Annotated in this window: 11 protein-coding genes; 6 read left to right on the forward strand and 5 right to left on the reverse strand. The window is 46.9% G+C overall.

What is annotated here, in order from left to right; translation table 11 throughout:
• The 5 genes from A1D16_RS19615 to A1D16_RS19635 all read left to right on the forward strand — a co-directional run.
• Positions 1–681, forward strand: a 681-nt coding sequence (locus A1D16_RS19615) for an HlyD family efflux transporter periplasmic adaptor subunit (RefSeq protein ID WP_290712690.1), incomplete at its 5' end; no start/stop codon positions are given.
• The gene (locus tag A1D16_RS19620) at positions 678–1,937 is read left to right on the forward strand and encodes an FtsX-like permease family protein (protein ID WP_290712692.1); all 1,260 of its coding nucleotides are present in this window, start codon (positions 678–680) and stop codon (positions 1,935–1,937) included. The genes A1D16_RS19615 and A1D16_RS19620, both read left to right, overlap by 4 nt.
• A 1-nt stretch (position 1,938) precedes the next feature.
• A complete protein-coding gene (locus A1D16_RS19625) occupies positions 1,939–2,619 on the forward strand; it encodes an ABC transporter ATP-binding protein (RefSeq protein ID WP_290712694.1) in 681 nt (226 codons plus the stop codon).
• Between the two features lie 54 nt (positions 2,620–2,673).
• Positions 2,674–3,303, forward strand: a complete 630-nt coding sequence (locus A1D16_RS19630) for a sigma-70 family RNA polymerase sigma factor (RefSeq protein WP_290712697.1) — start codon at positions 2,674–2,676, stop codon at positions 3,301–3,303.
• The gene (locus tag A1D16_RS19635) at positions 3,293–4,048 is read left to right on the forward strand and encodes a hypothetical protein (RefSeq protein WP_290712699.1); all 756 of its coding nucleotides are present in this window, start codon (positions 3,293–3,295) and stop codon (positions 4,046–4,048) included. Before A1D16_RS19630 ends, A1D16_RS19635 begins: the two co-directional genes overlap by 11 nt.
• Here A1D16_RS19635 and A1D16_RS19640 read toward each other — a convergent pair.
• Positions 4,012–6,771 (reverse strand): CHAT domain-containing protein, encoded by a 2,760-nt coding sequence (locus A1D16_RS19640; RefSeq protein ID WP_290712700.1) that lies wholly within the window; start codon positions 6,769–6,771, stop codon positions 4,012–4,014. The genes A1D16_RS19635 and A1D16_RS19640 overlap by 37 nt on opposite strands.
• Before the next feature lie 34 nt (positions 6,772–6,805).
• Positions 6,806–7,717, reverse strand: a complete 912-nt coding sequence (locus A1D16_RS19645) for a hypothetical protein (RefSeq protein ID WP_290712702.1) — start codon at positions 7,715–7,717, stop codon at positions 6,806–6,808.
• A gap of 64 nt (positions 7,718–7,781) precedes the next feature.
• Here A1D16_RS19645 and trmD point away from each other — a divergent pair, with 64 nt between their 5' ends.
• On the forward strand, positions 7,782–8,462 hold the full coding sequence (gene trmD, locus A1D16_RS19650) for a tRNA (guanosine(37)-N1)-methyltransferase TrmD (protein WP_290712704.1): 681 nt from the start codon (positions 7,782–7,784) through the stop codon (positions 8,460–8,462).
• On the opposite strand, the gene A1D16_RS19655 is transcribed toward trmD, so the two are convergent.
• From A1D16_RS19655 to A1D16_RS19665, 3 genes are all read right to left on the reverse strand, one after another.
• Positions 8,463–8,912 (reverse strand): GNAT family N-acetyltransferase, encoded by a 450-nt coding sequence (locus A1D16_RS19655; RefSeq protein WP_290712706.1) that lies wholly within the window; start codon positions 8,910–8,912, stop codon positions 8,463–8,465.
• A gap of 5 nt (positions 8,913–8,917) precedes the next feature.
• A complete protein-coding gene (locus A1D16_RS19660) occupies positions 8,918–10,351 on the reverse strand; it encodes a glycoside hydrolase family 125 protein (protein WP_290712709.1) in 1,434 nt (477 codons plus the stop codon).
• Between the two features lie 6 nt (positions 10,352–10,357).
• Positions 10,358–12,174 (reverse strand): GH92 family glycosyl hydrolase (locus tag A1D16_RS19665; RefSeq protein WP_290712711.1); only part of this gene is annotated, 1,817 nt, incomplete at its 5' end.

The raw sequence follows: 12,174 nt of genomic DNA on the forward strand, positions 1-12,174 counted from the left end.
CAAGGCATTGGTACCCGCAATGAACTGGAACAGCGCCAGCTTGCCATGGAAAATTCTGCCGCCAATTTAGAAATAGCCCGCAGGCAATACAACGAGCTGGAACGGCAGATCCGCTTTACCGCGCAACAGGCAAGAAAAAACCTGGCAATAAGCAGAGAGCAACAAAATGATTTTATTATCAAAAGCGAATCCGATGGCCGGGTCTATAAACTCTTAAAAGAAAAAGGAGAAACCGTTAATCTTCAACAACCCATTGCCACCATTGGTAACCCCGATGCTTTTATTCTGGAACTACTGGTAGATGAATACGATATTGCCCGTATCAGCGAAGGACAAAAAGTTATTGTGCAAATGGATAGCTACAAGGGGCAGGTTTTTGAAGCCCGGTTAACTAAAATTGATCCTATTATGGACGAGCGTACCCGTAGTTTCCTGGTTGAAGCCAGTTTTATACAGGCCCCTGAAAAACTATATCCCAACCTTTCTGCAGAAGCCAATATAGTGGTGCAATCCAAACCCAAAACACTTACCATACCAAGAACTTACCTGGTGCAGGATTCCTTTGTATTACTTGAAAACAAGGAAAAACGAAAAGTAAAAACAGGCCTGAAAGATTACCAACTGGTAGAAATCCTGGAAGGCATAACCGTACATGATCACCTACTCGATCCGCTGAAATGAGTACCCGGTTAATTATACAAATAGCTTATTCGCTGTTAATAGCGCGCTGGAAACAAACCCTGGTAGCCGCCATTGGTGTAACCTTCAGTATTACCATGTTCATTACCCTGCTTAGTTTTATGACGGGACTGAATAAATTACTCGATGGCTTAATCCTGAACAGAACGGCTCATGTGAGGTTGTACAACGAAATTCGCCCCGATAGCATACAGCCGGTGCAACAGGTTCCTGAATACAACGCTACTTATCATATTATCCGATCGGTAAAATCGGGCAATAGCAGGCAGGAAATCTACAACAGCAAAGCCATTATGGACCGGGTTAAGCAGGATACCCGGGTATTGGGTATTGCCCCAAAAATTACATCGCAGGTATTCTTTAATGAAGGCAGCCTGGATATAACCGGGGTTATCTACGGCATAGATGTGGAAGCGGAATCAAGGTTATTTTTTTTCACCGACTACATGGTCAAAGGGCAGGCTTCCGATTTAAAGAATGTAGCCAACAGCATTGTACTAGGCAAAGGACTGGCCGATAAATTACTGGCTGATATCGGCGATGTGGTGCAGATAACCACGGCCCAGGGCGAACAGTTTCGACTGAAAGTAGTAGGTCATTTTCAATCCGGTTTGCAGGAGCTGGATAAAACACAAAGTTTTGCCTCTATCAATACCGTGCAGAAATTACTGGGTAAACCGGCCAGTTATGTTACGGATATACAGCTTAAGCTAACCGATGTAAACATAGCGCCACAGGTGGCCAAAGAGTTTGGTACAGTTTTCTCCATTGATGCAGAAGATATTCAAACAGCCAATTCGCAGTTTGAAACCGGCACCACCATCCGTACCATCATCTCCTATGCCGTTGGAATTACCCTGCTGGTAGTAGCCGGGTTTGGTATTTACAATATACTGAATATGATGATCTATGAAAAAATGGACTCTATTGCCATCCTGAAAGCAACCGGTTTTTCCGGCAGAGATGTAAACCGCATTTTCATACTTATTGCGTTGGGTATTGGCTTTTTTGGAGGCATAACCGGTTTACTGATAGGGTACCTGCTTTCCTCGCTGATCGACCAGATCCCCTTCAATACCGCGGCCCTGCCCACCGTAACCACCTACCCCATCAATTATAACCCGATTTATTATATGATTGCCGGCAGCTTTTCATTGGTTACTACCTATTTTGCCGGATTTTTTCCGGCAAGAAAAGCAAGTAAGGTTGATCCGGTCGTTATTATCCGAGGTAAATAATATGAACAGCCCCCTGCTTGAAGCAAAACATATTTACAAACAGTTTTACGATCCGGTAAAAATTGATGTGCTGAAGGATATCAATTTCCAGGTCAATAGCGGAGAATTTGTATCGGTAATCGGGAAATCGGGTTGCGGAAAATCAACCCTCCTGTATATACTGTCTACCATGGATACCGATTACCAGGGCGAATTATTTATCCATGGCACCAAAATGACGGGTTTAAGAGAGAAAGAGCTGGCCGCCGTGCGAAATGAAAAAATCGGGTTTGTATTCCAGTTTCATTACCTGCTGAACGAATTCAGTGTAATGGAAAACATTTTATTGCCGGCGCGGAAGCTGGCTAAATACCCCGTAGAAGCCCTGAAAGAAAGAGCCCTGCTGTTATTGAATACCCTGGATATAACCAAGCTGGCCGATAAAAATCCCCGTCAATTATCAGGCGGCGAAAAACAACGGGTGGCCATTGCCCGGGCTATGATCAATGAGCCTCTTATTATAATGGGCGATGAACCTACCGGCAACCTCGACAAAAAGAACAGTGAAATTGTGTTTCATACATTTCAGCAATTGGCTACCGAATTTGGACAGAGCCTGCTGATTGTTACACATGATCCGGAATTTGCCGAAAAAACCAACCGCATCATAGAAATGGAGGACGGCCGCATTATCCGGCAATAAATTTTAACAAACCGGTTACAGATCAGGGAGCATCGGCAACTATTAATTACTACTATGTTTAATCGCCATTCATTGGATCTTACCGATAAAAGGCCCTTACCAGATGCGGAACTGGTACTAGCCTTACAACAGGCCGATATTAACCGGCCGGTAAAAGAGCTGTACAATACCTATTTTGACCTGCTAACCACTTTTATCAGAACCAAGGGAGCCAGCACAGAAGCCGCCGCAGACATTTTCCAGGAGACGGTGCTGGTGTTCATAGATGCTATCCGTCAAAACCGTTTCAACGGCAGCAGTACTGTAAAATCCTATTTGTTTGGCATCGCAAAAAACCTGTGGCTGGAGGAAATCAGGAGTACAGAACGAAGAACAAAACGACAACAGATCTTTCATCAATCAGCGCCCACCACCGAATTAGCCGATGCCCGTTTATTTCATAAAGAAATGCGTACCAACTGGTTGCAGGCTTTTGATGCCATAGGGGCGGTATGCAAGGCCATTCTGCTGGGTTTCTACTACGAAAAGCTGCCCATGCGAGAATTATTGGAAAAAGTATCCTTTGCTAGCGAACAGGCGCTTCGGAATAAAAAATCCAAGTGTATGAAAAGCCTGAAAGATTATTTGAAGAATAACCCTTCCTTACTTAATCACCTTAAAAGCACAGACATCCATGCATCCTAATTTACCCATTGATCATTTACTGGATGAATATTTACAAGGCAGTCTTTCAAAAGATGTGCTCAAAAACCAGGCAGCTTCATTAAGTGAAGAAGCGCTGGAGCAGGAAATTGAATTGCACCGGGCCGCCCAATTGTTCCTGCAAAAAGCGCCGGTCATGTTCCAGGTGAACCAATTGCATGAGCAGTTTCTGAAAGAAAACAGGCAGGAGGAAAAACCACCCGTTACCAAAATCCGGAGCCTGGTGAAATGGATCACTGTGGCAGCCTCTATTATAGTACTGGCGGGGATTTTTTACTGGCAGTTTCCACCCACCGATTCCAATGCCTTGTACAGCGCCATTTACCAGCCCTATCAAACACCTGTTTACCGCTCCGGCAATACAATATCTCCCCTGGCAAGCTTGTATGGGGCTAAAAAATACAGGGAGCTGTTGTCCTTATACGAAAAAAACAGTACCCCTGATAACCAGGAAAAACTGCTGGCCGGTTTAAGTTATGCCTCGCTGGAGGAATGGAACCAGGCTGCCCATGCCTTCCAGTCTATACTGGATGCCAATAAAAATAATGAAGCCCCTGTTTTCCAGGACGAGGCCGAGTTTTATGGCGGGCTCGCTTATCTTAAAACCGGGGCATTGGATAAAAGCCTTGCCCTATTCAGCAGCATCCGGGCCGATGCGCAGCACCTTTATCATCAGCAGGTAACAGCGGCTCAGTTAAGCCGGCTCGAAGAACTTTTGCGAAAATAAACCAGGCTCATAACAAGCAAAAAGCCCAGTACCAGCGCGCCGGCTACCTTCCAGTTAAACCCGCTTGACTCCTGGCTGCAATTACCTATATACACCAGGTGGGCCCAATAATTGGGTTGCTTAAACTGTACGGGAATAGCCGCATCCTTTAATAATTTTAATTTAGCCGCTTGCAAAGCTGCTTCCACCGATTTGCCTGCCTTCAGCTGTTTTCGGAAATCCTGGATAATATAGGCGGTCACCTGGTCTTCCGATTTCCATAAAGAGGCAATTACACCTTTGGAGCCTGCGTACAAAAATGCCCTGGATAAACTCAGCAATCCCTCTCCCGATGCCAGGGTACCGTTGGCCGATTCGCAGGCGCTAATAATCACCAATTCATTTTGGGTAAGATTAAGGGGGTAAATCTCCGGTAGAAACAAGGTGTAACCAAGCATAGAATCAGGCCTTAGCGGATAAAATTTTATCCAGGAGTACCCATTTTCTTCTTTGTTAGCAGCCGCATGGGTAGCCAGGTGTAACACTTTTTCAGTACCTGCCAGCTGAAGAAATTTTTCCTTGGTGGCAAGTGTGCCTACCAATGCGGCAGCAGGTTTGCCCGAACCGGCTTCCTCTGCCGAAAAAGGCAGTACCGCTAAACCGGTTTGCGTTACCTGCGCATCCCCTTCCTGGAAAGGAGCAAAGCTGAGCCAGTCGGCCTCCGCTACCAGCTCTGCCTCGGGGGCCCGTTGCTGTTCTACCTGCCTGAAAGACGTTTGGTAGCTGATGCTTTTTTCCTGTAGAAAATATCGGCCGGCAGTTCCATCCACCGGCAGGGCTTCGAACGGAAGCAGGTGCAGGTAACCATCGGCCAGTATGGTGCATTTACTTACCGATTGCAATAAGCCGGCAACCGGGGCTACTAGTGCCTGGTAAATAGCTGCCCCCGCCCGGGCCCCTTTAAAGCGGGTACCCTCCTGTTGGGTATGAAGGGCCTGCACATAGTTTTGCAACTGTTCTTTCAACAAAGTATCGAGCAGAATTTTATCCAGCTTAGCAGCTTTACCGGTAATCACTAACCGAAATAAAGCAGCATCGGATTGTAAGAAACTGATAATGCCCAGATCCTTTGGCAAGCTCCATTGAAAATGCTGCAGGGTACCCAGGGCTGCCGTTGAATCCTTGTTGCCGCTAAGGGCAACTATCCTGTTTTGCAGGCGCGATAAAGCTACCCGTGTTGAAATCATTTCCTTTTCCACCCGCTCTATTTCCTCCGCATTGCTAAGTGTGTTCAGCAGGGTAGAATAATAGGCCATGCTTTGTTTCAATTCGTATTCCTCCTGCAATAAAGGCGATTTGTTATTGTCAATACCGGCTCTTTGCTGTAAGGTGCGGAGCTGATCATTTAACACACTGCCCTTCACCTGTTCTTCCACCTGGAAAAAAGCCTCCAGGGCAGCATTCTTATTACCTGTTAAGTACCAGTTATAGATCCGTTCCGCAGCTTTCTGGTAAACCCGGTGCCGGTTATTGGTAAAAAACAATTTGGCTTCATCATTATCGTAGGTAGAGCGTATGAAGGCGGCAGTTTCAATAGCCTCTAAAACGGCGCTAACTGCTGCTTCCAGGTAAGCGGGCAAACTGGTTTTTTCATACATGGCATAACGGATATCCGACTTTAGCTCCTGCAATTCAAACAATACCAGCGGCGCATTATTTTCATTGATACCCTTTTCCCCGGCTTCAATAAAACCGAGCGCTGTTTTAGGGTCGGCTATGGCAAATGCCATCCGGCTTCTCAGCAAAAAATCTGCCGCCCGTTCTTTAGGGCTTTCCCCGCCCAATTGGTTAATACGGCGCGCTTCATCCAGGTAATGGCCTGCTTTGGAATACTCTTTTTTATCGAGGTAAATCCGGGCCATTTCATGGTACATACGAACTGTAGCAATGCCAGGCGCCGGCTCCACTTTACCAAACCAGGTAAGTGCACTATCCGGTTTACCTTTTGCAAAATATAGATGGCCGATATTTTGCCGCACCCTGTTTTTCAGGTAAGGATCTTTTAATAAGGGCTGGTAGATCTGCAGGGCTTCTTCGTACTGTTCTCTTGCAGCCAGGCAAATAGCAATATTATTAGAAAAGCCATTATAGGTTTCGGTATAATCGTCGGCGGTGGTAGAAAGCAGCATTCTTGCTTTTTCGAAATAGTTACCTGCCTGCAGGTAGTTTGAGCTTTGAAAATACAGGGCGCCCAGCGAATTGTAGAGAACATCCAGGTCGGGGTAAGCGGGTTGATGAATAGCAATAGCAGCCGCTTTTTCGAGGTAGTAGCGGGCGCTGTCAATTTTAAAGCCATTGTAAAAGTTGGAACCCAGGTGCAGGCAGGCCTGGAAATACAGGACAGAATCCTTACCAAATGCATCAAACCAGGCCAATGCCCGCCGGTATTCGAGAGCGGCTTTATCCAGTTGGCGTTGGCCTTGTAAAATATTTCCTCGTTTTACCAGGGCTTCGCCATGCAGGCCGGTTGCGGGCGCTTGCTTTTCTAACAGTTCAATTACGGATTGGTACCTGGCTAAAGCAAGGCTGTCGGATAAGGCAGAAGGAGTTTCGCTATTATACAGTGTTTCGGCCTGCTGAAACAGTGAACGGGCTTGTTCCACAACAGGTAGAGCTTGCGAAAAACCTTTCCAAACCAGGAACAATGCCGCCAATAAACCATATAGAAGGGCAGATTTGCGCATACCAAACAGCGCCTCTAATCTACACTCTATTTGTTTACCGGCCGGTAAGTATTATAATGGGTGGCCGCTTGGGGCGGCTGCTGATATCGCTGGCCACCCGCATAATGCCGGCAGCACCGGTAGCAAGGGAGGAGTTAACAACCGGTGCCTGGATAAAACGATCCCTGTTTCGCAGCAATACATCTCTTGCCTGTGCATCGCGGTTGCCCAGTTCTGCCAATAAACTGGCAGGAATAGCGGCCCGGCTTTCAAAATAATAGAACCGAACCGTAATTGCCTGCAAACTTCGATTACTGACATCCGTTATCCGGTAGAAGAATTCAAAATCGCGCGTGGTACCATTTACGGGGTTATTACCCAGGAAACCATCGGCAAAACTGGCAGCCAGGTCTATAACACCATTGTCTACATCCACTTTACATCCGTCGTTATTAACGCCGGGCAGTTCATCATCGCCGTCATCGTCGGTATCTTTTTCATCAAACTCGCAATCGTTGTCGTCATTTCCTTCATCGTCGTTATCGTCGGCACAGGGTAATGGCTGGGTAGGGTCGGCATTGTAAATAGGGTTGGCTATTAACGCGGTGGCTGCATTCAGGGTATAAATGCTATCGCGGTAATCAATACCCGAAACCACCAGCTTTACGCTGTCCAGCACGGTTTGCTGATCGGTGCTGATATAATAGATCTTGTACCTGATTCCGCCCTCACTTTCATTGATATTGATACGGCCGCTGAGGCTGTCCATTACCAGGCCAAGCGGAATGGCCTTAAAATAACCCGCTTCTGCCGGTTTGCTTACGGGATTAATGGAAAACGTTGTACCGGTCTGTTTAAAAAACAGGGTATCTGCATAGCGGAGCGCCACTTTAGGCAAGGCAGGTTCGGCCTGTTTACAGGCCATGGCATAAGCCAATAGCAGTACAACTACAGAGATAATACGCATAAACTTGGGTTCCCGAATATTTTGTTGCCGCAAACTTGATAAATGTAACCAATATCTTTGCCAAATGCGAATTGATATAATATCCATTGTTCCCGAATTGCTGGAAAGCCCGTTGGGGCATTCTATCATGAAACGTGCGCAAACAAAAGGGATCCTGGAGGTAGTAGTGCATCACCTGCGGCAATGGGCGGTGAATGAATACGGGCAAGTTGATGATTATCAATATGGTGGAGGTGCAGGCATGGTAATGATGTGTGAGCCCCTGGCAAAAGCCATTGAACAGTTAAAAGCCGAGCGCCCTTATGAACAGGTCATTTATATGACGCCCGACGGGCAGCGGTTTGATCAAAAAACTGCTAACCGCCTGTCTTTGATGGGCAACCTGATTATCATTTGCGGGCATTATAAAGGCATTGATCAGCGCATCCGCGATCATTTTGTTACCCTGGAAATTTCCATCGGCGATTTTGTACTCAGCGGCGGCGAACTGGCCGCGGCTGTGGTGGTAGACGCCGTAGGCCGGCTGCTGCCCGGTGTACTGAACGACGAAACCTCGGCCCTTACCGACTCATTCCAGGACAACCTGCTGGCTCCCCCGGTTTATACCCGCCCTGCCGAGTTCCGGGGCTGGAAGGTGCCGGACATCCTGCTCAGTGGCGACCTTAAGAAAGTGGAAGAATGGCGTTATGAGCAGGCCCTTCAGCGCACCGAAGAAAGAAGACCCGATTTATTAGACGAACAATAATCAACCTCCTCTATAAACCAGGTGCAACAGCGGATAAGGCTTCCCCATTCCATCTACCGGTGAACGGCCGATTACCTCAAATCCCATTTTCCGGTAAAACCCCACCGCCTGCTCATTTTGTTCGTTTACATCCAGTTCGGTTGCCTTCCATTCTTCCAGGGCAAGCAGCAATAATTGTTTGCCGCATCCCTGTCCCCTGCTTTCCGGATCAATAAATAACATCTCTATTTTGCCATTCAATACACCAAGAAAACCGTGGAATTTTCCAGTCGGTTCCTGTAAGGCCACCAATTCAACCATACCCAGGTATTGGTTCTGGATCAGCGGTTTGAAAAACTGTAGATCTGATTCCAGTAAAAAATGATGTGTTGCCCTGACAGATGCCTCCCATAATTCAGTGAGCGCAGGAAAATCATGCGCAGTTGGACGAACCACAGCAAGCTTTGTCATCGTGCTTATACTTTTGCAGTCAGCAGTTGCGGATATTTTTTACTGGTATGTAAAATCAACTCTCCAAATAAGGTATTTGCCCAGGCAAACCACTTGCGCGAAAATTTAGTGGGATCATCTTTATGAAAGGCCTCGTGCATAAAACCGGTACCTGCATGGGTAGCTTTCAGCATCTGCAAACATTTTTTAACCTCAGCCGGATCATGCGCCGTTAAACCGCGCATTATAATACTCATGGGCCAGATCGTATGATTGCCCCCATGCGGGCCACCAATGCCTTCTGCCGCTTTTCCCTTAAAGAAAAAAGGATTTTCGGTAGAAAGAATATAACGCCGGGTGTTCGCGTATACGGGGTCGTTCGCCTTTATGGCTCCCAGGTAAGGAAGGGATAAGAGGCTGGGTACATTGGCATCATCCATCAGGTGGTAACTGCCGAAACCATTTACCTCAAACGCATATACTTTACCAAAAGCGGGGTGATTAACCACGGCATATTGTTGCAGGGCTTTCTCTACTTCCGTTGCCAGGGTTGTACACTCCGTTGCCAGGGCAGCGTCCAGCTTTAACGTGGTAAGTAGTTCCGCTGCCTGCCGCAAACTTACTACCGCAAAAAAATTAGAGGGAACCAGGAATTGAAAAAGCGTGGCATCATCACTGGGGCGGAAGGTAGAACAGATCAGTCCAACCGGTTTAACCGGGTAGCCGTAACCGCTGAGCGGAACACCGTCTGTAGCCCAGGAGGTAGACCGTTGAAAAGTATAAGGCCCGTCTCCTTTTTTTCGTTGTTGTTCCCTAAACGTTTGTACCGTTAAGCGGATGGTAGCAACCCAGTCGGCATCCAGCACCGAGGTATCGCCGGTAATTTTCCAGTAATGATAGGCCAGCCGTATCGGGTAACAGAGACTGTCGATTTCCCATTTCCGTTCATGAATACCAGGTTTCATGGCAGTGATATCTGATTTCCACTCACTTTCTTTGGTAACATCCTTATAAAAGGCATTGGCATACGGATCCAATGCCACACAATGTTTCTGCCGGTTAATAACCCCCGCAATAAGGGTTTGCAGTTTTTTATCGGATTTGATCAAAGGCAGGTAGGGCCAAACCTGTGCAGTACTATCGCGCAGCCACATGGCATCAATATCGCCGGTAATAACATAGGTATCGGGTTTACCATTGATGGTTTCGAGCTCTACCGTTGTATCCAGTGTATTGGGAAAACAGTTTTCAAAAAGCCAGGCCAGTTCCGGATCGGCAATTTGCTGCTTTACACGGGTTATGGTGGCTTCCACTGCCTCACTGGTAAAGTTGCGTTCGGCTAAGGGTGGACGTTTACTTTCAAAACCAGCCGCCGTACCGGCCCATCCTTCCGATGGCAACAGGAACCAGCCAGCTGCTGCCAATGTACTTTGTTGTATAAATTTTCTTCTGGTTGCCATGGTTATTTATTTAGCAGAATAAGAATAAGGGAATGCTTTTTTGTCAGTACCTCTTTTTTTGTCGGGCTGTGCCTGCATGCTGAACTGCAGCAGGCCACCTTTCAAGAGCTCACTGTGTTTTACATAATTAAACGGGTGTACTGCGCCATTCCATTTTAATTCCTTCACATATAAATTGCTGGCAGAGTTAGCCGGTGCCTGAACGGCTACTTGCTTACCATTTTCCAATTTCAGGGTCATTTTTTTAAACAGGGGGGTACCCAGCACATATTCATCGGTACCCGGACAAACCGGGTAAAAGCCCATAGCGGAAAACACGTACCAGGCCGAGGTTTGGCCATTGTCCTCATCGCCACAATAGCCATCGGGTGTGGGTTTATACATACGGTTCATAACTTCCCGTACCCAGTATTGGGTTTTCCAGGGTTGCCCCGCAAAATTATAGAGGTAAGGCATGTGCTGAATAGGCTGGTTGCCGTGGGCATATTGGCCCATGTTCATGATCTGCATTTCCCTGATTTCATGAATCGGGAAACCATAATAACTATCGTCGAACAAAGGCGGCATCACAAAAACCGAATCCAGCATATTCACAAAACGGGTAGTTCCTCCCATCAGGTTGATCAGTCCCTGTATATCATGAAATACACTCCAGCTATAGTGCCAGCTATTTCCTTCCGTAAATGCATCGCCCCATTTCAAGGGATTAAAAGGTGCCTGGAAAGAACCATCTTTGTTTTTACCACGCATCAAATTGGTTTCGGGGTCAAACAGGTTGCGGTAATTGAGCATGCGTTTTTCATACAGTGCAATTTCTTCTTTGGGCCTGTTTAATTTTTTGGCCAGCTGCCAAATAGTAAAATCGTCGTACGCATATTCCAGGGTGCGGGCTGCATTTTCGTTGATCTTTACGTCGTAGGGAACATAACCCAGTTCGTTGTAATAGTTCACCCCTTTTCTGCCCACAGCATCGAGCGGCCCCTCGTTATTGGCGCCATTCAGCAAGGCCTGGTACAGGGTATTGATATCATACCCCCGCAGGCCTTTCAGGTAAGCGTCTGCTACTACCGAAGCCGAATTATTGCCTACCATTACACTGCGGAAACCCGGGCTCGACCATTCCGGTAAAAAACCGCCTTCTTTATAATCGTTGATAAGGCCTTCCTGCATTTCTTTGTTAATAGAGGGGTAGAGGAGGTTCAGCAGGGGGTAGAGGGCGCGGAAGGTATCCCAGAAACCCGTGCCGGCATACATGTACCCCGGCAGCACCTGGCCGTTATAGGGGCTGTAATGAACGATTTTATTAGTTGCATCGTACTCATAATGTTTTTGCGGAAAACATACGGTACGGTATAAGCAGGAATAAAACGTGCGCAACTGTTCGTCGGTACCACCTGACACCTGTACCCGGCCCAGGATATCTTTCCAGCTGGCCTGCGATGCTTTCCTGGTTTGCTCAAAACTTTCTTTACCCACTTCGCGCTGAAGGTTGAGCAGGGCCTGTTCTTCACTAATAAAAGAGGAAGCTACTTTTACGCCTATTTTTTGTCCTTTTATGGTTTTAAAACCAACCACCGCGCCTGCATGATCGGCTTTCATTTCCAGTTGTCCTTTCACCAAAACCGAATCGTGCCAGGTAGCGGAAAAAGAAAAAGGCTGATCAAACTGCAGTACAAAATAGTTGCGGAAATTGGCGGGTACGCCGCCGCTGTTGCGGGTAGTATAACCAATTATTTTCCGTTCAGCAGGCAGCAGTTTTACATAAGATCCTTTGTCAAATGCATCTATAACAATAAAGGAGCTGTCTGATTGGGGAAAGGTAA

Source organism: Flavihumibacter sp. CACIAM 22H1 (genome assembly GCF_001601815.1).
Classification (GTDB): Bacteria; Bacteroidota; Bacteroidia; order Chitinophagales; family Chitinophagaceae; genus Flavihumibacter.